14 protein-coding genes, 1 pseudogene and 1 riboswitch are annotated in these 19,852 nt (G+C 64.4%); of the genes and pseudogenes, 8 read left to right on the top strand and 7 right to left on the bottom strand.

Going from position 1 to position 19,852, the window contains the following annotated elements:
• Positions 1-20: 20 nt before the first annotated feature.
• Positions 21-563, bottom strand: coding sequence for an OsmC family protein (locus tag I6F21_RS15820; protein WP_024340895.1), 543 nt, complete (start codon positions 561-563; stop codon positions 21-23).
• 247 nt (positions 564-810) lie between these two features.
• Here I6F21_RS15820 and I6F21_RS15815 point away from each other — a divergent pair, with 247 nt between their 5' ends.
• Entirely contained in the window at positions 811-1,458 is a 648-nt protein-coding gene (locus I6F21_RS15815; protein ID WP_225139757.1) for a TetR/AcrR family transcriptional regulator, read from the top strand.
• 159 nt (positions 1,459-1,617) lie between these two features.
• Here the strand turns inward: I6F21_RS15815 and I6F21_RS15810 are convergent, their stop codons facing one another.
• Complete coding sequence (locus I6F21_RS15810; RefSeq protein ID WP_225183337.1) at positions 1,618-3,303, bottom strand: tetratricopeptide repeat protein; 1,686 nt, start codon at positions 3,301-3,303, stop codon at positions 1,618-1,620.
• A gap of 215 nt (positions 3,304-3,518) precedes the next feature.
• Positions 3,519-4,427 (bottom strand): LysR family transcriptional regulator, encoded by a 909-nt coding sequence (locus I6F21_RS15805; RefSeq protein ID WP_225139755.1) that lies wholly within the window; start codon positions 4,425-4,427, stop codon positions 3,519-3,521.
• Between the two features lie 102 nt (positions 4,428-4,529).
• Between I6F21_RS15805 and wrbA the strand changes: the two genes are divergently transcribed.
• Both wrbA and I6F21_RS15795 read left to right on the top strand, forming a co-directional pair.
• Complete coding sequence (wrbA, locus tag I6F21_RS15800; protein WP_036012985.1) at positions 4,530-5,156, top strand: NAD(P)H:quinone oxidoreductase; 627 nt, start codon at positions 4,530-4,532, stop codon at positions 5,154-5,156.
• Entirely contained in the window at positions 5,156-6,355 is a 1,200-nt protein-coding gene (locus I6F21_RS15795) for an MFS transporter (RefSeq protein ID WP_225139754.1), read from the top strand. Before wrbA ends, I6F21_RS15795 begins: the two co-directional genes overlap by 1 nt.
• A 2-nt stretch (positions 6,356-6,357) precedes the next feature.
• Here the strand turns inward: I6F21_RS15795 and I6F21_RS15790 are convergent, their stop codons facing one another.
• On the bottom strand, positions 6,358-7,551 hold the full coding sequence (locus I6F21_RS15790) for a TrmJ/YjtD family RNA methyltransferase (RefSeq protein WP_225139753.1): 1,194 nt from the start codon (positions 7,549-7,551) through the stop codon (positions 6,358-6,360).
• Between the two features lie 355 nt (positions 7,552-7,906).
• Between I6F21_RS15790 and I6F21_RS15785 the strand changes: the two genes are divergently transcribed.
• Together I6F21_RS15785 and I6F21_RS15780 are read left to right on the top strand one after the other, a co-directional pair.
• Entirely contained in the window at positions 7,907-9,121 is a 1,215-nt protein-coding gene (locus I6F21_RS15785) for an NADP-dependent isocitrate dehydrogenase (protein WP_036043844.1), read from the top strand.
• A 102-nt stretch (positions 9,122-9,223) separates the two neighbouring features.
• Positions 9,224-9,496, top strand: a pseudogene (locus I6F21_RS15780) (DUF3455 domain-containing protein); the annotation flags it as partial.
• An 87-nt stretch (positions 9,497-9,583) separates the two neighbouring features.
• On the opposite strand, the gene alaS reads toward I6F21_RS15780, so the two are convergent.
• The gene (alaS, locus tag I6F21_RS15775; protein WP_225139751.1) at positions 9,584-12,265 is read right to left on the bottom strand and encodes an alanine--tRNA ligase; all 2,682 of its coding nucleotides are present in this window, start codon (positions 12,263-12,265) and stop codon (positions 9,584-9,586) included.
• A gap of 223 nt (positions 12,266-12,488) precedes the next feature.
• Positions 12,489-12,578: riboswitch (glycine riboswitch) on the top strand.
• Positions 12,579-12,723: 145 nt separating this feature from the next.
• Here alaS and gcvT point away from each other — a divergent pair.
• The 3 genes from gcvT (at position 12,724) to gcvP (ending at position 17,278) form a co-directional block, all read left to right on the top strand.
• Positions 12,724-13,869 (top strand): glycine cleavage system aminomethyltransferase GcvT, encoded by a 1,146-nt coding sequence (gcvT, locus tag I6F21_RS15770; RefSeq protein WP_225139750.1) that lies wholly within the window; start codon positions 12,724-12,726, stop codon positions 13,867-13,869.
• Between the two features lie 9 nt (positions 13,870-13,878).
• On the top strand, positions 13,879-14,247 hold the full coding sequence (gene gcvH / locus I6F21_RS15765) for a glycine cleavage system protein GcvH (RefSeq protein ID WP_225139749.1): 369 nt from the start codon (positions 13,879-13,881) through the stop codon (positions 14,245-14,247).
• A gap of 163 nt (positions 14,248-14,410) precedes the next feature.
• Positions 14,411-17,278, top strand: a complete 2,868-nt coding sequence (gcvP, locus tag I6F21_RS15760; RefSeq protein ID WP_225139947.1) for an aminomethyl-transferring glycine dehydrogenase — start codon at positions 14,411-14,413, stop codon at positions 17,276-17,278.
• 129 nt (positions 17,279-17,407) lie between these two features.
• On the opposite strand, the gene I6F21_RS15755 is transcribed toward gcvP, so the two are convergent.
• Both I6F21_RS15755 and recA read right to left on the bottom strand, forming a co-directional pair.
• Positions 17,408-18,403: a hypothetical protein gene (locus tag I6F21_RS15755; RefSeq protein WP_036012995.1), complete on the bottom strand. Its 996-nt coding sequence runs from the start codon at positions 18,401-18,403 to the stop codon at positions 17,408-17,410.
• Positions 18,404-18,502: 99 nt separating this feature from the next.
• Positions 18,503-19,591: a recombinase RecA gene (gene recA / locus I6F21_RS15750; RefSeq protein WP_027577058.1), complete on the bottom strand. Its 1,089-nt coding sequence runs from the start codon at positions 19,589-19,591 to the stop codon at positions 18,503-18,505.
• Between the last annotated feature and the right edge of the window lie 261 nt (positions 19,592-19,852).

Here is a 19,852-nt window from a genome sequence, read left to right as displayed (position 1 = left end):
CCTGTCCTGATTGCCGTCTGCTAGATGCCGACCTCGAGATTGACCGGCCGCGTGAAGGTGTTGGCGACCGGCGACCATTTCTTCACATGGGTGACCAGCGCGTTGATCTCGTCCGGCGAGATGCCCTCGCATTCCATGTCCACCTTGACGCGCACATCGGTGAAGCCGACCGGCTTGTCGGAGGTGTCACCGGTGCCCCAGACCGCGGTGATGTTGAGATCGCCTTCGAGCTCGAGCTCGAGCTTGTTGACGATCCAGCCGCGGTGCACGGCGTTGGCATGCAGGCCGACCGCAAGGCACGAGCCGAGCGCGGCGAGCGAGGCTTCCGACGGATTGGGCGCGGTGTCGTCACCCAAAAGCCCCGGCGGCTCGTCGACGATGTAGGGCGGCAGGTTGCGGATATAATTGGCGTGGCGGAATTTGCCCTCCGCGACCGTCTTGCACTTCAAGGTCTTGATGACCTTCGGGTTTGCCTTGCCGTTGGCAATCAGTTGCTCGAGCCCGTTCTTGTCGATGGGCGCGAGGCACCCCGTCAGCACTGTCTTCTGAACGACGGCAGTCATCAATCTTCTCCCTGGCAGAAGTGGAAATCGGCAGGATACCGAACGGTCTGTTTCCTTGCATGGAGCGTGCCAGATCTCGCGAAAAACAAAAGGCGAGGCTTTGGAGCCGCTTAAACGTCGCTGCCTGCAGATTGGTCAGCCCACTCCTGCTCAAAGGCGGAGCAGCCGCGCGCGCGGATGCGAATCTTTTCGGCGCCGAACAGATGCGGCTTGCTGATGCGAGGCGGCTGCGATTAAGTTGTCGCTCATGGCAAAGCCGTCATCGAAGAAGAATCCGCCCCACGCCGCTGCCGGCGACGACGAATCCGCACGCGGTCGCCTTCTCAACGCGGCGACGCATCTGTTCTGCAAGAACGGCATCAACGCCACCGGCATCGATGCGATCATCGAAGAGGCCGGTACCGCCAAGACCACGCTCTACAAATTATTCGGCTCCAAGACCAACCTCGTCAACGCCGTGCTGGAGAGCGAAGGCAAGCAATGGCGCGAATGGTTCATCGGCGCCATGGAGCAAGGCGGCGGCGATGCGCAGGCGAAACTCACGCGCATCTTCCCCGCGCTGAAGAGCTGGTTCGCCGAAGAGCGCTTCTACGGCTGCCCCTTCATCAACGCCGTCGGCGAGCACGACAAGGATGCCAAGCAATTCCGCAACATCGCGCTGAAGCACAAGAGGATCGTGCTCGGCCACATCGAGAAGCTCGCCGGCGAGCTCGGCTCGGCCGAGCCTGCAGTGCTGGCGCACCAGCTCGGCCTCATCATCGACGGCGCCATCGTCGCCGCGATGATCTCGCGCGACCCGGCCGTCGCGGATACCGCGGCGCTTACGGCAGGCCCCCTGCTCGGCCAGGCCAAGGCGAAGAAGAAGCGCGCGGCGGAGCAGTTGGAGGCCGTGTGACGGTTCTTGCTTCGTAACGGGGACACTGTCCCGGATTGCGCTGCGCTCCATCCGGGCTACGATGACTTCGTAGGGTGGGCAAAGGCGCGACGCGCCGTGCCCACCATTCCGTCTCAACTGTAAGCTTTGATTTGCCCGCCTACGGACCCGTCCGCTCGATCAGCGGCTCGCTCGCAGCGCGGCAAGCTCGACGTCGGCGGCCGACTTCTCGATAAAGGTCCTCGGGCAATCGGCAGCCGCCTGCTCGAACAGTTTTAACGCCTCTTCCCTGGAGCCGCTCTGCAGGGCTCGCTCGGCAATATAGAAATTCGCCTCGCAGACCTGCCCCTTCTTCTTCGCCGGGTCGGCATCGTCCGCTGCGCTGCGCACTTGCTCCGGCGTCGTCGTACCCAGGAAGAGGTTGACGACCGGCGCGGGCCATTTCGTCGCGTCGAGCCGCTTTGCAGCCTCGCTCAGCCGGCTCGGTTGGTCGCTGCGCCTTGCAACAATTTCGCGCCAGATGACTGGATAGGCACCTTTCGGATCGAGCTCGATCGCCTGATTCAGATCGGTCAACGATTGGGCGAAGGAAGCGGTCTGCCAATAGAGCCTCGCACGATGAAAGTAGGCGCGCGCATCCTTGGGATCGAGCTGCACGAGTTGATCGTAGTCCTCGAGCGAGCGGCCGAAGTCCCCCTTGGCCTTGTACGCGTTGGCGCGGAGCCCGAATGCATCCTTATCCTTGGGGTTGAGGCGTATCGCGTCATCGAAGTCTGCGATAGCGCGGTCAAGCTCCCCTTTCGCGTGGTAGGCCCCACCCCGAGCGCGGAGCACGGGGCCATCCGTGGACGCGAGCGCAATCGATTCACCTGCGACGGACGCAGAAATGGGATCTGCATCCTGACCTTGAAGCTGACTCTGCCGATCGCCGGTGTTTCCTTGACCCTTATGTGCCAGCTGGATCACCTGATTGTAATCGGCAATGGCGCGATCGTAATCACCCTTTTGAAAATAGGCGACGCCCCGGCAACCATAGGCAGACCGGCTCTGTGGGTTTAGCTCGATGATCCGGTCATAGTCGGCGATCGCGCGGTCGAGTTCACCCAGTTGAGAAAAGGATTCGGCTCGGAAGTAGTAAAAATTCTCGCTTCTGGGTTTGATCTGGATGGTTTGATCCAGTGCGGCCAACGCGAGCTCTCTCTTACCCTTTGCGAAGTAAACTCGACCGCGGCACAATTGGCCTCCACCGTTTTGCGGGCTGATCTCGACCGCACGATCGCAGTCAGCCATGGCCCGATCGGGATCCCCATTCCGGACGTAAGAGAGGCCTCGTTCGACATGCGCTATGACATTGTCCGGATGAATCAGAAGGGCCTGATCATAATCGGCGATGGCACGGACGAAGTCGCGTCTCGCCGAATAGACGTGAGCACGTCCGATATAGGCGTAGGTATTCTTCGGATCGAGCTCGATCACCTTGGCATAATCAAGCAGCGCAGCCTCGGGCTCTCGCTTTTGGATCAGCGCAGAAGCCCTCGCGATGCGGGAGTTCAGATTGCCCGGATCGCGCTCAATGATCTCGTTGTAGTCCGCTATCGCAAGGTCGATCTCGCCCTTCTGGCGGTAGAACATGGCGCGGCGGAAGCGCGCCATGACCACACCTTGCTGCATGCCCGTCCCCGCCGCCTGAATGATGGCGGTGCAGCCTGCGATCCTGTCATCGAGGCTGAAATTGCCGACCGCGTTACACTTGGAAGCCAACGGCATTTCCGCGCGAGCGCCTGACATTTCGAGCAAGGCCGTCAGCGCCACAACACCGAAGCTTGCTGCCGCACGAACTCCTGCGCGGCCGATCCTTCCAAACATGCAGTCCCCACTCAATTTCCAGAGACTTCATAGCAACCAATCTTGTCTATGCACAGCCCTTGGTTGCGCACTTGCAGGCGACGGGTCCGTGCGGCCCGATGCTCAGGCCGACTTGGCCATCATCCCCTGAAGCCGCACCAGTTCCGCCTCCAGATCACCGCTCCACATCCACTGCCCTAATGTCGAGCACGCGACGCGCCTCGAGCCGTGTCCGCCTACGCCTCGGCGATCTGCAACAAGGCCTCGCGAAAAGCCAGCGCGGCTGGTCCGAGCGGCTGGTCCAGCCGGTGCGCGAGATAGGCTTCTGCGGCAACCTGGCTGCGCCGTCCGAGGGCGGTGGTGGCAAGGCGCACGAGGCGCCTTTCCCTCAGATCGCGCTCCACCAGCCAGAACGGCAGGCGGCCCCAGCCGAGACCGGCGAGAATCATCGCATGCTTGGTGTCCTGATTGGTGACCCGGCAGGTCTGGGGCGAAAGCACACCGAACATGCGCCCTTCCGTCAGCGGCGTCGGATCGGACAGAACGATCTGCAGATGATCGGCCAGATCCTGAAGGCTGATCCTGTTGCGCGATTGCCGCCTCGCCAATGGGTGCTCAACGGAAACGACGGCAACCTGCTCGACCGACGAGACCGCCTCGACTGCGATCCGCGGGTCGCGGAAATCCTCGCCGACCACGATCGCGAGCGAACTGCGCTTGTCGATCAGCGAGGCGATCGGTCCACCCAGCGGCTCGACCGCAAGCCTGATCGAAACCGAGGGATAGGCAGCGCGCATCTTCGTCAATGCCGCACCGACCATGCCGATCGGAAACAATGTGTCGATTGTCAAGGAAAGCTCGAGCTCGACTCCCTCGCCAAGGCCCCGGGCTCTCGCCCGCATCGCATCCACTCTGAGAAGAATGTCACGTGCGTTCGCGAGCAGTGACTGTCCCTCAGGCGTCAGGACGGGCCGATGACCCGTGCGATCGAACAGCGCAAGACCCAGCTCGGCCTCCAGATTGGCGATGGCATGGCTGATGGCGGACTGAACACGGGACAGCCGAGCGGCCGCCGAGCGAAAGCTCCCGCTTTCCGACACCGTCACGAATGTTCGCAACTGATCAAGCGTCAGCACATCCAGCATGATCTATCCAATCGATCGAACTCATCGATCTTATCGCGCTACCGCTGATCAAGCACAGACCTATTTTGGCTGCTAGCCCCCACCTGAGAGCGAGGAAGCAAAATGACGAAGGTCCTGGTGCTGTACTACTCGTCCTACGGTCACATCGAGACGATGGCTGAAGAGATGGCCCGGGGTGCACGGGAGGCCGAAGCCGAAGTCGCCATCAAGCGCGTGCCGGAAATTGTTCCCGACCACGTCGCGCAGAGGGCCGGATACAAGGTCGATCAACGCGCCGACACCGCCGCCGTGGCCGAATTGCCGGACTACGACGCGATCATCCTTGGCACCCCGACGCGTTTCGGGAACATGGCCGCGCAGATGAAGAACTTCCTCGACCAGTGCGGCGGCCTGTGGTTCGAGAACAAGCTCGTGGGCAAGGTCGGCAGCGTCTTCACATCGACGGGCAGCCAGCATGGCGGCCAGGAAAGCACCATTCTGTCCGTGCACAGCGTGCTGCTGCACCTCGGCATGGTCGTGGTCGGGCTGCCCTACACATTCAAGGGACAGATGCGCATGGACGAGGTCACCGGATGCTCGCCCTACGGCGCATCGACCCTCGCCGACGACGGCAGCGGCGGGGATCGTCGTCCAAGCGCCAACGAACTGGCCGGGGCACGCTTTCAGGGACGCCATGTCGCCGAGATCGCTCGCGCCCTGGCCGCTGGGCGGCTCACGGAGGCGGCCTGATGGCGGCGGCAGCACCTGCCTCGTCCTTGCGAGATCGGCATTGGCATGTGGTGAGCATCGTCGTGGGCTCCGGCGCCGTCGCCGCGATCCAGGTGGGGAAGGCTGCGATCGCCACGCCCATGCTGCAAAAGGATCTGGGCCTTGACCTCGCCGCTGCCGGCTGGCTGACCGGGATCATCGCTGTTCTCGGCCTGTTGGGCGGTATCCCCGCCGGCTCCCTCGTGGCTCGCGCCGGAGATCGGCGAAGTCTCATTGTCGGCCTCGGGCTGCTCATCCTTGGCGCCATCATCGGCGCGCTCGCAACCGACTATGCGGTGCTTCTCGCATCGCGCATCGTAGAAGGCTCAGGATTTCTTCTGATCATTGTTGCGGGTCCGGCGATCCTGAACAGAGCAGTCCCGTCCGGGCAACAGGACGTTCCGCTTGCCCTGTGGAGCTGCTTCATGCCGGCCGGCATTGCGCTCGCGATGCTCGTCGGGACGTTCTTCAGCGACTGGCGCGCACTGTGGTGGGGCAGCGCCGGTCCTGCAGCGATCGCCATCGTGGCCGCGTGGATGAGTATTCCGGCCGCTCCGAAGCGCACCCCGGCATCGTGGCGACGGACGATGTCCGATGCCGTGTACGTGGCGGCAAGCAAGGGCCCGCTTCTGCTGGCCGGATGTTTTGTCCTCTACAGCCTGATGTTCTTCGCGCTGTTCAGCTTCCTCCCGGTGCTGCTGATGGAACGGATGAACATCCCCCATGGCACGGCCGGCATGCTCAGTGCCCTCGCCACCGCAAGCAACATCATCGGCAATGTCGCTGCCGGCTACCTGCTCGCGCGCGGTGCCCGGCGTTCAGTGCTGATCTTCGCGGCCTGTCTGGCCATGGGCTTTTCAGCTCCTGGCATCTTCCTGCAGATCTTCGGCGATACGCCCACGCTTCTGCTGTGCATCCTGTTCGCTGCGGTCGGTGGCCTGATGCCGGCCGTCCTGATCTCATCGATCCCCTTGCTCGCGCCATCCGCCGCACTCATTCCTGTGGTCACCGGACTGGTGATGCAGGGCAGCAATCTCGGCCAGGTGGCCGGACCTGTCGCGGTCGGAAGTGCCGTTGAGGCCTATGGGTGGACAGCCGCACTGGCCATCATCCTGATCGCCGCGCTGCTTGCCGCCATCATCGCCGCATCCGCCCGCTTCGATGACAGCGCGGCCCACTGAACCTACTGTCCCAACATCTCGGCAAGCCGCACCAGCTCCGCCTCGAGATCGCGCTCCACATCCACGGCCCGAATGTCGAGCACGCGATAATCTCGCGCCTCCAGCCACGCCCGCCGCGCCGCGCGATCGGCCGCAATCGCCTCCCCCTCGCCCGGGTTCACCAGCTCGATCGCGATCCGGTGCGGGAAGGAGACGAAGTCCGGGATGTGGCGCCCCACGGGAGTCTGGCGCTTGAACCCACCTGCGAAGCGGCGATCACGCGTCAGCGCCTGCCAGAGCAGGCGTTCGGCGTCGGTCGGGTTGCGGCGGAGCAGGCGGGCAAGGCCGCGCACGGTCGAGCCGCTGTCGGGGACGCCGCGGCCCTGCCCGTGCTCGGCCAGCAGCGCGCGCAGGCGCGTGGCCTGCTCGCCGTCGAGTACGCCGCCCTTGGCCGGACCCTTGCGCCCCTCGGCAATTGCCATGATCACGCCGTGCAGGGTGTGCATGTCCTGCTTGGTCGGCTCCATCCGGGTGAAGATGTTGCGCAGGTTCACCAGCATGGTGTCGCGCTTCTCGGCCGGGCGCAGGAACTCGACCTTGTCGAGCTCGCGCACGAGGTTCTCGAAGAAGGCCTGCATCTGGTGCTGCGAGGCGCGCTCGGATCTTTCAGGCATGGCGTGCGGCAACGCGCCCGACGTCGCACGCTTGAACCATTCATAGCCGACCAGCAGCACGGCCTGGGCGAGGTTGAGCGAGGCAAAGCCCGGATTGACCGGGAAGGTGATGATGCGGTTGGAGAGCCCGACCTCCTCGTTGGTCAGACCCCAGCGCTCGCGGCCGAACAGGATGCCGGCCTTTCCACCAGAGGCGACGTAACCTGCGATCTCGGTGGCAGCCGCCTCCGGCCCGACCACGGGCTTGGCCTGGTCGTGGGGGCGTGCGGTGGTGGCGAACAGGAGGTCGAGATCGGCGACCGCCTCTGCCACCGTGCCGAACAATTCGACCTTTTCCAGGATGTGGTCGGCGCCGGCCGCGGCCCGCTGGGCCGCGATGTTGGGCCAGCCGTCCCGGGGGTTGACGATGCGCAACCGGTCGAGGGCGAAGTTGCCCATGGCGCGCGCGGCCATGCCGATGTTCTCGCCGAGCTGCGGTTCGACCAGGATCACGATGGGACCGTCGAGGGTAAGGCCGGCCTTGCTCTTGTCAGTCCCCGACATCTCGCTTTGCTTTCACACTGTCTCTCAGGGCCTTGCTCTAAAGGGCTTTGGCGAGGCCGTTTTTAGGAATCGATTCAAGTCGGCGACCGGCCGGCTCGGGCGCTGCCCGCCTGTCGTTTGCCTGTCCTGACAAAATTCTCAAGGGAAATAACGACTTGGATTCGACTTTTGAATCTCGCCCGAAACGGGCCCGAAGGCCGGGCCGAGGCCCGGCCGGCCGCTCCTCGCCTGCGCAAGCTGGATGAGCTAAAAGTGCATAATCCCTTGGCTTTCGCCCGCTGCTATCAGGTGCTAAGAGGCGGCGGATATTCCCGTGGCGCGCCGAAAGCGCCGTTCCCAAGAGGCTTCCCCGATCATGGCAAAAATCAAGGTATCCAATCCCGTCGTCGAGCTCGATGGCGACGAGATGACCCGGATCATCTGGCAGTACATCAAGGACAAGCTGATCAACCCGTTCCTGGATGTCGAGCTGCTCTATTTCGACCTGGGCATGGAATACCGCGATCACACCAATGATCAGGTGACGATCGACGCCGCCGAGGCGATCAAGAAGGTCGGCGTCGGCGTCAAGTGCGCCACCATCACCCCGGATGAAGCTCGGGTGAAGGAGTTCAATCTCAAGCAGATGTGGAAGTCGCCGAACGGCACCATCCGCAACATCCTCGGCGGCGTGATCTTCCGCGAGCCGATCATCTGCAAGAACGTGCCACGCCTGGTTCCGGGCTGGACCAAGCCGATCATCATCGGCCGCCACGCCTATGGCGACCAGTACCGCGCCACCGACATCAAGTTCCCCGGCAAGGGCACCCTCTCGCTGAAGTTCGTCGGCGAGGACGGCACCGTGATCGAGAAGGAAGTGTTCAAGGCGCCCGGCGCCGGCGTCGCCATGGAGATGTACAATCTCGACGATTCCATCATCGACTTCGCCCGCGCCTCCTTCAATTACGGCCTGCTGCGCAATTATCCGGTGTACCTGTCGACCAAGAACACGATCCTCAAGGTCTATGACGGGCGCTTCAAGGACATCTTCCAGGATATCTTCGACCGCGAGTTCAAGAAGGAGTTCGACGCCAAGGGCCTGACCTACGAGCACCGCCTGATCGACGACATGGTCGCTTCGGCGCTGAAATGGTCCGGCGGCTATGTCTGGGCCTGCAAGAACTACGACGGCGACGTGCAGTCCGACACGGTCGCGCAGGGCTACGGCTCGCTCGGCCTGATGACCTCGGTGCTGCTCACCCCCGACGGCAAGACTGTCGAGGCGGAAGCTGCACACGGCACCGTGACCCGCCACTACCGCGAGCACCAGAAGGGCAAGGAGACCTCGACCAACTCGATCGCGTCGATCTTCGCCTGGACGAGAGGCCTGTCGCACCGCGCCAAGCTCGACAACAACCCCGAGCTCGCCAAGTTCGCGGCCACGCTGGAGAAGGTCTGCGTCGACACCGTCGAGGCCGGCTATATGACCAAGGACCTTGCGCTGCTGGTCGGCGCCGACCAGCGCTGGCTCTCGACCACCGGCTTCCTCGACAAGGTCGCCGAGAACCTCACGAAAGAGCTGGCGGCATAAGCTGTCTGCAATTTCGCCCGACTGGGCCAGACATGATCAAGGGCCGCGCCAAAGCGCGGCCCTTTTTCAATTCTGTGGCCCTCGCGCGGAGATGCGCCATGCCGATCACACTGTGCCGGGCCGAACTGGGGGCTCGCCGACGGCAGCGCGGTGACGGGTAAAGCCGCCGGCAATGCGCCGGGCGCGACCGCAGCCGACATTCCCTGGCTGAAACTGGACGTCACCTCGCATCGCGGCAGCGGCGCACTCACGCCCGAGACCACGGTCCAGCGCATCAACACCCATGGCGGCAAGCTCGACGGTGCCTGCGACAAGGCCGGCGAATTCAGGAGCGTGCCCTACTCGGCTGACTACGTCTTCCTGAAGAAGGGCTGACCGCTTTACGGGCCGAACCGCGCGGCGCGATCAAGGCGCCACGCCGATGCCATTGAAGCAGGTGAGACGACCCTGGCGACGCGCGCCTTACGCGCCCGCCATCGCTTTTTCGATCGCGCTCAGGGCCTCGGACGCCTTGGCGCCATCGGGGCCGCCGGCCTGGGCCATGTCGGGCCGGCCGCCGCCGCCCTTGCCGCCGAGCGCCTCGGAGGCGATGCGCACGAGATTCACGGCATTGAAGCGCGCGGTGAGGTCCTGCGTGACGCCAACCACGATTCCGGCCTTGCCGTCCCCGGTGACGCCGACGATGGCGACGACGCCGGAGCCGATCTGCTTCTTGCCGTCGTCGGCGAGACTCTTGAGATCCTTCATCTCGATGCCTTCGACCGCACGCGCCATCAGCTTGACGCCGCCGGCCTCGCGCACGCCCGACGCTGCGCCGTTGTTGCCGGCTGCGGCGCCGCCGCCCATCGCCAGCTTCTTGCGGGCATCGGAGAGTTCGCGCTCGAGCTTCTTGCGCTCCTCCATCAGCGCCGAGATGCGCGCCGGCACGTCGTCGAGCGAGGTGCGCAGCTCGTTCGCCGCGATCTTCGCCAGCGCCATGGTGTCGTTGGCATGTTTTCGCGCGTAGTTGCCCGTCAGCGCCTCGATGCGGCGCACGCCGGAGGCGACCGCGCTCTCGCTCGTGACCGTGATCAGGCCGATATCGCCGGTGCGCTTCACATGGGTGCCGCCGCAGAGCTCGACCGACCAGCCGAGCGAATTGGCGCCGCGCTCGCGCGCGGTCCTGCCCATCGAAACGACGCGGACCTCGTCGCCGTATTTCTCGCCGAACAGCGCGCGCGCCCCGGCCTCACGGGCCTCGTCGACGCCCATGACGCGCGTGGTGACCTCGTCGTTCTCCAGCACCACGTCGTTGGCGATGTCCTCGACCCGGGCGAGTTCCTCCGCCGTGATCGGCTTCGGATGCACGAAGTCGAAGCGCAGCCGGTCCGGCGCGACCATCGAGCCGCGCTGGGCGATGTGATCGCCGAGCACCTGGCGCAGCGCCTCGTGGATGATGTGGGTCGCGGAGTGATGGGCGCGGATGGTCGAGCGCCTGGAATGATCGACCTCGAGCTGCAGCGCCGTGCCGAGCTTCAGTTCGCCGCTCTCGACCGTGCCGATATGGACGAAGAGATCGCCGAGCTTCTTCTGCGTATCAGTGACGCGGACCTTGATGCCGCCCTCGCCCGAGAGCACGCCGGTGTCGCCGACCTGGCCGCCGGACTCCGCATAGAACGGCGTCTGGTTCAGCACGATCGCACCGGTCTCGCCGGCCTTGAGGCTCGTCACCTCGGCGCCATCCTTGACCAGCGCCGAGACCACGCCTTCGGCACTCTCGGTCTCGTACCCCAGGAATTCGGTCGCCCCGAGCTTCTCGCGCAGCGGGAACCAGATCGCCTCGGAGGCCGCCTCACCCGAGCCCTTCCAGGACTCGCGCGCCTTGGCCTTCTGGCGCTCCATCGCGTCGGTGAACGCGGCCTGGTCGACGCCAATGCCGCGCGACTTCAGCGCGTCCTGCGTCAGGTCGAGCGGGAAGCCGTAGGTGTCGTAGAGCGTGAAGGCGACGTCGCCGTCGAACATGTCGCCCTTCTTCAGACCGGCGCTCTTCTCGTCGAGAATGGCCAAGCCGCGTGACAGAGTCTTGCGGAAGCGGGTCTCTTCCAGCCGCAGCGTTTCCTCGATCAGCTTTTCCGCGCGCATCAATTCCGGATAGGCCTGGCCCATCTCGCGCACCAGCGCCCAGACCAGCCGGTGCATCAGCGGCTCCTTGGCACCCAAGAGCTGCGCATGGCGCATCGCCCGGCGCATGATCCGGCGCAGCACATAGCCGCGGCCCTCGTTCGAGGGCAGCACGCCGTCGGAGACCAGGAAGGCCGAGGAGCGCAAGTGGTCGGCAATGACGCGGAACGAGGCGACGTTCTGCTCGTTCGGGCCGCTGCCGAGCGCGGACGCGGCCGCGTCGATCAGGTTCTTGAACAGGTCGGTCTCGAACACGCTCTCGACGCCCTGGAGGATGCAGGCCATGCGCTCCAGGCCCATGCCGGTGTCGATCGAGGGACGCGGCAGATTCACGCGCTCCTCCTTCGTCACCTGCTCGTATTGCATGAACACGAGATTCCAGAATTCGAGGAAGCGGTCGCCGTCCTCTTCCGGCGAGCCGGGAGGACCGCCCCAGATGTGCTCGCCGCGGTCGATGAAGATCTCCGAGCACGGGCCGCACGGCCCGGTGTCGCCCATCGCCCAGAAATTGTCCGAGGTCGGGATGCGGATGATGCGGTCGTCGGAGAAGCCGGCGATCTTCTTCCACAGACCGGCCGCCTCGTCGTCGGTGTGGTAGACGGTGACGAGCAGCTTGTCCTTCTTCAGCCCGAACTCGCTCGTGATCAGCTTCCAGGCGAGCTCGATCGCGCGCTCCTTGAAGTAATCGCCGAACGAGAAATTGCCGAGCATCTCGAAGAAGGTGAGATGGCGCGCGGTGTAGCCGACATTGTCGAGGTCGTTGTGCTTGCCGCCGGCGCGCACGCATTTCTGCGAGGTGGTGGCGCGCTGATAGGGCCGCTTCTCGACGCCGGTGAAGACGTTCTTGAACTGCACCATGCCGGCATTGGTGAACATCAACGTCGGGTCGTTGCGCGGCACGAGTGGCGAGGACGGCACGATCTCGTGGCCGTTCTCGGCAAAGAAGTTCAGAAAGGTCGACCTGATCTCGTTGACGCCGCTCATGTTCATCCAATCGGGTATGCTTGGGCCCGCTTTTCGCGGTCCAAACCGGACCGTTAAGGCTGATATCTGCGGGCCAAAGCGCTTTTAGACAAGGCCAGCTTCGCTGTCCAGAAACTGTGCAGGGAGATCAGAGGGTTGCCGCAGGCGCGCAATCTCGTTGGATAGGGCGCGCGGACGCGTTGACAGGCTTGGCTCCGCTGTGGTCTCTACCCATCTGTATCGTACGGCCACGTCGGGAGAGACCGGCATTGGGTGCCGGCGCCGAAGGAGCAACCGCCCCGGAAACTCTCAGGCAAAAGGACCGCGTGGCTTTGACAGCATCTGGAAAGAGTCGCCGACGGGTCTAGGCCCGGACAGCGTCCGCCGACGGGATAATACTCTCAGGCACAGCGACAGATGGGGCTTCGACTGGTGTCCATCGGGGAATCCTCCCCGGGGAACCGCCGAGGGCCCTCAAGATGCTAGCGCACGATCAAGACTCACTGAAACGTACCCCCCTCTACGACCTTCACGTGTCCCTGGGCGGCAAGATGGTGCCGTTCGCGGGCTATGACATGCCCGTGCAGTACCCCGCGGGCGTCTTGAAAGAGCACCTCCATACCCGCACCAAAGCGGGCCTGTTCGACGTCTCCCACATGGGCCAGCTCGCGCTCCGGCCGAAATCCGGCAATGTGGAGGACGCCGCCCGCGCGCTGGAGCGGCTGGTGCCGCAGGACATCGTGGCGATCGCCGCAGGGCGGCAGCGCTACGCCCAGTTCACCAATGACGACGGCGGCATTCTCGACGACCTGATGGTCGCCAATTTCGGCGATCACCTGTTCCTGGTCGTCAACGCCGCCTGCAAAGCCCAGGACGAGGCGCATCTGGGCGCGAACCTGTCCGACGCCTGCGTGATCGAGCAGCTTGCCAACCGCGCGCTGATCGCGTTGCAGGGCCCGAAGGCGGAAGCGGCGCTGGCGAAATTCTGTGCAGAGGTATCAGGCATGAAGTTCATGGACGCCGGCCCGCACGAGGTTGCCGGCATCAAGTGCTTCGTCTCGCGCTCCGGCTACACCGGCGAGGACGGCTTCGAGATCTCGGTTCCAGCAGGCGATGCCGAACGCCTCGCAAAGATGCTGCTGGAAAATCCCGACGTGCTGCCGATCGGCCTCGGGGCCCGCGACAGCCTGCGGCTGGAAGCCGGGCTCTGCCTGTACGGCCACGACATCGACGCCACGACCACTCCGGCCGAGGCCGCGCTAGAATGGTCGGTGCAGAAGAGCCGCCGCACCGGCGGTGCACGCGCCGGCGGCTTTCCCGGCGCTGCGAAGATCCTCGCCCATTTCGATGGCGGCGCATCCCGCCGCCGCGTCGGCTTGCGCGCCGAAGGCCGCGCGCCGGTGCGCGAGGGCGCGCTGCTGTTTGCGAATGACGCGGGCGGCGAGCCGATCGGAAAAGTCACCTCGGGCGGCTTCGGCCCGAGCCTGAATGCGCCGGTTGCGATGGGCTACGTGCCCACGAATCTGAGCGCGCTTGGCACAAAACTCTTCGCCGAGGTGCGCGGCCAGCGACTGCCCTTGCAGGTCGCCGCCATGCCCTTCGTCAAGAACACCTACAAACGCTGAGGATTCGAAATGACCACGACGCTGTACACCTCTGATCACGAATGGCTGGCGATCGACGGCGATGTCGCCACCGTCGGCATCACCGATTACGCGCAGCAGCAGCTCGGCGACGTCGTGTTCGTCGAGCTGCCCAAGGTCGGCCGCGCGCTGAAGAAGGCCGAAGCCGCCGCCGTCGTCGAATCCGTCAAGGCTGCCTCGGACGTCTACGCGCCCGTTACCGGCGAAGTGCTCGAGACCAATGCCGAGCTCGCGGCCGAGCCGGCGCTGGTGAACTCGGACGCGCAAGGCAAGGCCTGGTTCTTCAAGATCAAGATGGCCGACAGAAGCGAGCTCGGCGGCCTCATGGATGAAGCCGCCTACAAGGCGCATACGGCGTGAGATGAAGCGAAGTCTAACCTCATGCTCAGTGTCATCACCCGCGAAGGCGGGTGATCCAGTACGCCGCGGCCCCTCGGTTCAATCCGCGCTGCTGGAGAGTACTGGATGCCCCGCCTTCGCGGGGCATGACACTGACAGCGAAATCTGAAGCGAGGACCCAATGATGACCGCGCACCGCAAGTCCAACGGCGACACCGCCACCTCCTTCGTCCGCCGCCACATCGGCCCATCGGCGCGCGATGTCACCGCCATGCTCGAGACAGTCGGCGCCAAGAGCGTCGATGCGCTGATCGCGGAGACCTTGCCGGCCTCGATCCGGCAGGCCGCCCCGCTCGATCTGGGCAAGCCCTTGAGCGAGACCGAGGCGATCGCGCACATGACCGAGCTTGCGCGTCAAAACCAGGTGTTCACCTCGCTGATCGGCCAGGGCTATTCAGGCACCATCCTGCCTGCGGTGATCCAGCGCAACATCCTGGAGAACCCGGCCTGGTACACGGCCTATACGCCCTACCAGCCGGAGATCAGCCAGGGCCGGCTGGAAGCGCTGCTCAACTTCCAGACCATGATCTGCGACCTCACCGGGCTCGACGTCGCCAACGCCTCGCTGCTCGATGAAGCCACCGCGGCGGCCGAAGCCATGGCGCTCGCCGAGCGCCACTCGCAGGTCAAGGCAAGGGCCTTCTTCGTCGACAAGGACGTGCATCCGCAGACGCTGGCGGTGATGCGCACCCGCGCCGAGCCGCTGGGGTGGACTCTGGTCGTCGGCGATCCCCTCACCGATCTCGACAAAGCGGACGTGCTCGGTGCGCTGCTGCAATACCCCGGTTCTTCGGGCGCGTTGCGCGACCTCAGGCCCGCGATCGCCGCGCTGAAGGCCAAGGGCGCACTCGCGATTCTAGCCGCCGACCTCCTCGCGCTGACGCTGCTCGCCTCGCCCGGCGAGCTCGGGGCCGACATCGCCATCGGCTCGGCCCAGCGCTTCGGCGTGCCGATGGGCTATGGCGGGCCGCACGCCGCCTATATGGCGGTGCACGATGCGCTGAAGCGTTCGCTGCCCGGCCGCATCGTCGGCCTCTCCATCGATTCCCGCGGTGCGCCGGCCTATCGGCTCGCGCTGCAGACCCGCGAGCAGCACATCCGCCGCGAGAAGGCGACCTCCAACATCTGCACCGCGCAGGTGCTGCTCGCCGTGATCGCCTCGATGTATGCGGTCTATCACGGTCCCGAGGGCCTGGCCCAGATCGCACGCAACGTGCATCGCCGCGCCGCCGTGCTCGCGACCGGCTTGCGCAAGCTCGGCTTTGCGCCTGCCAGCGAAAGCTTCTTCGACACGCTCAGCGTCGATTGCAGCGGCAAGCGCGAGGAGATCGTCGCGCGCGCTTTGGCCGAGAAGATCAATCTCGGCATCAGTGATACCGCCCTTCGCATCGCGCTCGACGAGACCACGACGCCCGCGACGGTCGAAGCCGTCTGGCGCGCCTTCGGCGGCAAGCTTGCCTATGCCGAGATCGACGCCGAGACGCGCGAGGCGCTGCCGGACGACTTGAAGCGCGGCACCGCGTTCCTGACCCATCCGGTGTTCCATGCGCACCGCTCGGAGACCGAGATGCTGCGCTACATGCGCAAGCTCAGTGATCGCGACCTCGCGCTCGACCGCGCCATGATCCCGCTTGGATCCTGCACCATGAAGCTGAACGCGACCACCGAGATGATGCCGCTGACCTGGCCGGAATTCGGCTCGCTGCATCCGTTCGCCCCGCGCGAGCAAGCTCAAGGCTATCACGCGCTGTTCGCACGCCTGGAGAAATGGCTCTGCGACATCACCGGCTATGACGCGATCTCGCTGCAGCCGAACTCGGGCGCGCAGGGCGAATATGCCGGGCTGCTCGCGATCCGCGGCTATCATGCCGCGCGCGGACAGGGCCATCGCAAGATCTGCCTGATCCCCTCCTCCGCCCACGGCACCAATCCGGCATCGGCCGCGATGGTCGGCATGGACGTGGTGGTGGTGTCTTGCGAGAAGAACGGCGACGTCGACGTCAATGATCTCCGCGCCAAGGCGGAGAAGCACGCGAACGACCTCGCAGCTGTCATGATCACCTATCCCTCGACCCACGGCGTGTTCGAGGAGCACATCCGCGAGATCTGCGACATCGTGCACGGCCATGGCGGCCAGGTGTATCTCGACGGCGCCAACCTCAATGCGCAGGTCGGCCTTTCCAGGCCCGGCGATTACGGCGCCGACGTCAGCCATCTCAACCTGCACAAGACCTTCTGCATCCCGCATGGCGGCGGCGGCCCCGGCATGGGCCCGATCGGCGTCAAGGCGCATCTCGCCCCGTTCCTCCCCGGCCACCCCGCGACGAAGGCAGACGCGCCGGTCGGTCCGGTCTCGGCCGCGTCGTTCGGTTCGGCGTCGATCCTTACCATCTCCTACATCTACATCCTGATGATGGGCGGTGAAGGCCTGAAGCGCGCCACCGAGATCGCGATCCTCAACGCCAATTACATCGCAGCGCGCCTCGATCCGCATTTCCCGGTGCTCTACAAGAACGAGAAGGGACGCGTCGCGCATGAGTGCATCGTCGATCCGCGTCCGCTGAAGACGACGAGTGGCGTCACCGTCGACGACATCGCAAAGCGCCTGATCGATTACGGCTTCCACGCCCCGACCATGAGCTTCCCGGTACCGGGCACGCTGATGATCGAGCCGACCGAATCGGAATCCAAGGCCGAGCTGGATCGTTTTTGCGACGCCATGATCGCGATCCGCAAGGAAATCGCCGAGGTCGAGGCCGGTCGCTTTGAGATCGCAGCCTCGCCCTTGCGCCACGCCCCGCACACCGTGCACGACATCGCCGACGACGATTGGAAGCGCGCCTACACCCGCAGCGAAGGTTGCTTCCCCGACGGCGTCTCGCGCACCGACAAATATTGGTGCCCCGTCGGCCGCGTCGACAACGTCTACGGCGACCGCAACCTGGTGTGCTCCTGCCCGCCGGTGAGCGATTACGCAGAAGCTGCGGAGTAGGATGTGTAGGGTGGGTTAGCCTCGCGGCTGCGCAAAGCGCAGTCCGCGACGCGTAACCCACCACTTCTGCGTCCGCTGAACCGAACGGTGGTGGATTACGCCTTCGGCCCTACGGCACTGCGTGCGCCGCTAGGGCGCAATCAACAACCGGCGCTCGCCATCCCACCGCCAAAGCCGTTCATTGGTGAGAAGCGTGCCGCCCCACCAACGTCGAATCGGATTGTGGCGACGGAAATCTTCGCGGCCTTCCAGAACCGCTTTGCCAAATTCGGTCAGCGACAACCGGCTCCGACGATAGGCGGCGTTGCGACCTCGCGCATCGTGCGGGGCGAGCGTCGCGAGTTTCGGATCGAGACCTGCGACCGCCGGCATCGGGCCCGACGCAAGCCCTTCGAGCAACGGACCCAGCTCCCACTGGTCGAACACGCGCGTTTCGAGCAGCCCGCCCGGCTGAAACAGTTCTTTTGTACGGTTGTGCCCCCTTGCAATCAGCTCGATAAGCCGCGCCTCCGTCGCGCCCAATCCGGTGATTGGTGACGGCAGTTCAGCTAGCAACGCTTCCAGAGCCGGCTTCAGGAAAGGTAGCCTGGGTAAATCCCTTGTCAGCAACCCGAAGCAAAGTTCAGGCGTCGGCGCCCGATACGCCTCCCAGGCCATGTTGGCTATCTCGAAGTCGCACTCTGCGATCTCCGATTCCCGCACCGTACGATCGCGAAGTTGCGGGCCGTCCGCTTCGCGCAGATCGAAATTGACCCGTCGCAGTCTCAGACAATGGGTGATCGATGGATGGGACCGCAAATAGTCCAGGATCCAGATCAGTTGCAATTGACTGTTAGGCTCAGGGTCGAACCACAGCTCGATGAACTCGACGCCATAGGTCTCGCAAAACCAAACCAGGCCAGTCTCCTTGTGTGCGAGACCGGTCTGAGGCAACCGGCCAACAAGATCGGACCACCGCACCTCCGGATCGCCCCTGTAATAGCCTCCCGTAAGATAGTCCTCGAGGTGGTGCGACGTAGGCAACGGCCCCCAAACGAACCGAAAGATCAACGGGACGACCATGTCAGCACGACCGGCATAGGTGAGACCAACGCCGGACGAACTAGTCAGAATCACACGCTTCATCGTCGACGCGCCCTCACGCAAAACGAAACGGGCACCGAAGACGTCGGCAACTCAACGTCCTCAGTGCCCGCTCCTCGCGAAAAATTTTCGCGTTAGGTCTTACTCGTCCGCCGGCTCCTCGCCGTCGGCGTCGCGCTCCGGCGTGCCGGCCAGAATCTGCTCGGCGATCAAACCGGAATTCTGGCGGATCGCGGTCTCGATCTTGGCGGTGATGTCGGGGTTGCCCTTGAGGAACGCTTTGGCGTTCTCGCGGCCCTGGCCGAGGCGCTGGCTGTCATAGGAGAACCAGGCGCCGGACTTCTCGACGATACCGGCCTTGACGCCGAGATCGAGGATCTCGCCCATCTTGGAGACGCCCTCGCCGTACATGATGTCGAACTCGACCTGCTTGAAGGGCGGGGCCAGCTTGTTCTTGACCACCTTGACGCGCGTGGTGTTGCCGACCACCTCGTCGCGCTCCTTGATCGCGCCGATGCGGCGGATGTCGAGGCGGACGGAGGCGTAGAATTTCAGCGCATTGCCGCCGGTGGTGGTTTCCGGCGAGCCGTACATCACACCGATCTTCATGCGGATCTGGTTGATGAAGATCACCATGGTGTTGGACTTGTTGATGGAGGCCGTCAGCTTGCGCAGCGCCTGGCTCATCAACCGCGCTTGAAGTCCCGGCAGCGCATCGCCCATCTCGCCCTCGAGCTCGGCCTTCGGCACCAGCGCCGCCACCGAATCGACCACGAGAACGTCGACGGCGCCCGAGCGCACCAGGGTGTCGCAAATCTCCAGCGCCTGCTCGCCGGTGTCGGGCTGCGAGATCAGGAGCTCGTCGATGTTGACGCCGAGCTTGCGGGCATAGACCGGATCGAGCGCGTGCTCGGCGTCGATGAAGGCGCAGATGCCGCCCTTCTTCTGCGCTTCCGCCACCGTATGCAGCGCCAGCGTGGTCTTGCCCGAGGATTCCGGCCCGTAGATCTCGACGATGCGTCCCTTGGGCAGGCCGCCGATGCCGAGCGCGATATCGAGCCCGAGCGACCCGGAGGACACCGCCTCGATGTCCATGGAGCGGTCGTTCTTGCCGAGCTTCATCACCGAGCCCTTGCCGAACTGCCGCTCGATCTGGGAGAGCGCGGCGGCCAGAGCTTTACTCTTGTCCATGGAAGATCCTTCGACGATACGCAGGGCAGTTGCGGACATTGGGTCGTGCTCCTTATGGCGAGGATTCGCGTGAGGGACAAACGGTTGCGAGGCAGCTCGGCGATAAAAGCAATGTACCCCATTTGTTCTCAGTTCGCAATATGTTCTTTTGCGGATTTTGTCTTTCTGACTGGACCAGGAGACAACGGAGCTGGTCGAACCGGCCATGCTGGATCGTCACGCCGTCCGCACTGTGCACAACTGAACAGACGCGGATCCATTTCTGGATCCTAATGCATCACACCGCGCGGACCCTGGCCA

The sequence above is a fragment of the Bradyrhizobium sp. NBAIM03 genome, from assembly GCF_020194055.1.
Taxonomy (GTDB): domain Bacteria; phylum Pseudomonadota; class Alphaproteobacteria; order Rhizobiales; family Xanthobacteraceae; genus Bradyrhizobium; species Bradyrhizobium yuanmingense.
The sequence above is the reverse complement of the archived record's forward strand: the minus strand, read 5'-3'. Positions and strand labels throughout refer to the sequence as shown.

Coding starts and splice junctions, on each gene's coding strand:
- I6F21_RS15820 (WP_024340895.1), bottom strand. CDS start 563: ATGACTGCCGTCGTTCAGAAGACAGTGCTGACGGGGTGCCTCGCGCCC.
- I6F21_RS15815 (WP_225139757.1), top strand. CDS start 811: ATGGCAAAGCCGTCATCGAAGAAGAATCCGCCCCACGCCGCTGCCGGC.
- I6F21_RS15810 (WP_225183337.1), bottom strand. CDS start 3,303: ATGTTTGGAAGGATCGGCCGCGCAGGAGTTCGTGCGGCAGCAAGCTTC.
- I6F21_RS15805 (WP_225139755.1), bottom strand. CDS start 4,427: ATGCTGGATGTGCTGACGCTTGATCAGTTGCGAACATTCGTGACGGTG.
- wrbA (WP_036012985.1), top strand. CDS start 4,530: ATGACGAAGGTCCTGGTGCTGTACTACTCGTCCTACGGTCACATCGAG.
- I6F21_RS15795 (WP_225139754.1), top strand. CDS start 5,156: ATGGCGGCGGCAGCACCTGCCTCGTCCTTGCGAGATCGGCATTGGCAT.
- I6F21_RS15790 (WP_225139753.1), bottom strand. CDS start 7,551: ATGTCGGGGACTGACAAGAGCAAGGCCGGCCTTACCCTCGACGGTCCC.
- I6F21_RS15785 (WP_036043844.1), top strand. CDS start 7,907: ATGGCAAAAATCAAGGTATCCAATCCCGTCGTCGAGCTCGATGGCGAC.
- alaS (WP_225139751.1), bottom strand. CDS start 12,265: ATGAGCGGCGTCAACGAGATCAGGTCGACCTTTCTGAACTTCTTTGCC.
- gcvT (WP_225139750.1), top strand. CDS start 12,724: ATGCTAGCGCACGATCAAGACTCACTGAAACGTACCCCCCTCTACGAC.
- gcvH (WP_225139749.1), top strand. CDS start 13,879: ATGACCACGACGCTGTACACCTCTGATCACGAATGGCTGGCGATCGAC.
- gcvP (WP_225139947.1), top strand. CDS start 14,411: ATGACCGCGCACCGCAAGTCCAACGGCGACACCGCCACCTCCTTCGTC.
- I6F21_RS15755 (WP_036012995.1), bottom strand. CDS start 18,403: ATGAAGCGTGTGATTCTGACTAGTTCGTCCGGCGTTGGTCTCACCTAT.
- recA (WP_027577058.1), bottom strand. CDS start 19,591: ATGTCCGCAACTGCCCTGCGTATCGTCGAAGGATCTTCCATGGACAAG.